Origin of the sequence: Herbaspirillum sp. VT-16-41 (genome assembly GCF_001994935.1) — a bacterium.
In the GTDB taxonomy this organism is placed as follows: Bacteria; Pseudomonadota; Gammaproteobacteria; order Burkholderiales; family Burkholderiaceae_D; genus Herbaspirillum; species Herbaspirillum frisingense.
Genome location: NZ_MUXB01000028.1, coordinates 1 through 804, shown reverse-complemented (window position 1 = coordinate 804; position 804 = coordinate 1). Strand labels below are relative to the sequence as shown.

2 protein-coding genes are annotated in these 804 nt (G+C 65.5%); one reads left to right on the top strand and one right to left on the bottom strand.

Features of this window, described 5'->3' with window-relative positions; all coding sequences use genetic code 11:
• Window positions 1-45: 45 nt before the first annotated feature.
• Complete coding sequence (locus BTM36_RS03705; protein ID WP_077235276.1) at window positions 46-423, bottom strand: hypothetical protein; 378 nt, start codon at window positions 421-423, stop codon at window positions 46-48.
• A 38-nt stretch (window positions 424-461) separates the two neighbouring features.
• Between BTM36_RS03705 and BTM36_RS03700 the strand changes: the two genes are divergently transcribed.
• Window positions 462-804, top strand: a 343-nt coding sequence (locus BTM36_RS03700; protein ID WP_217349531.1) for a hypothetical protein, incomplete at its 3' end; no start/stop codon positions are given.

Sequence of the window (804 nt, the reverse complement as noted above, 5' to 3'; positions counted from 1 at the left end):
TCGCCAGCTAGCACCGGCAGCCAGCTCCTGCAGCTGGCGCCGGCCTCAGGCTCCGAAGCTCGTACCCCCCATCAGTCCCGCCCTCCGCGCCGAAACCTCCTGGACGATGCCTTGCACCTCGTCCAGGCTGAGGTTGACCTTCTTGTCGATGCGTTCGATATAGGTCACATTGAGTGCAGCCAGCATGCGGTTGTTGGCCCCCATCACCGGATAGTACAGGTTGATCACGCCCCGGATCTGCCGGCTCTCCATGCGCCACTGCCCGCTCTTGCGGTTGTCCTCTATCTTCCGCATCAGCTGCGCCGTCCCGATCTCCTGCTCACCATCCATGCTCACATGCTCGTCCATCATGCTGGCCTGTTCGGCCTGCTCTCTGCACGCTCTCAGCACATTTCCGGAAGCCGTATCCGTCATGCTCACCATCACCCCCACCCTGACCCCGCGGGGCCTTCTACCCCGATCTGCGCGATGAGCGGTTCGAGACCGAACTGGCGATCGTCCACTCCCGCTTCTCCACCAACACCTTCCCGTCCTGGCCCCTCGCCCAGCCCTTCCGGATGCTCGCCCACAACGGCGAGATCAACACCGTGGTGGGAAATCGCAACCGTCTGCGCGCTGCCGAGGGGCGCATGGCCACCGACGCCTTCGGCGAGGACTTCGAGCGCCTGCTGCCGGTGAACACCCCCGGGGCCTCCGACTCCGCCAGCCTGGACGAGGCCCTCGAACTGCTGCAGCTGTCCGGGCGCTCCCTGCCCCACGCGATGATGATGCTGGTCCCGCAGCCCTGGGAGAACGACCCGGTGA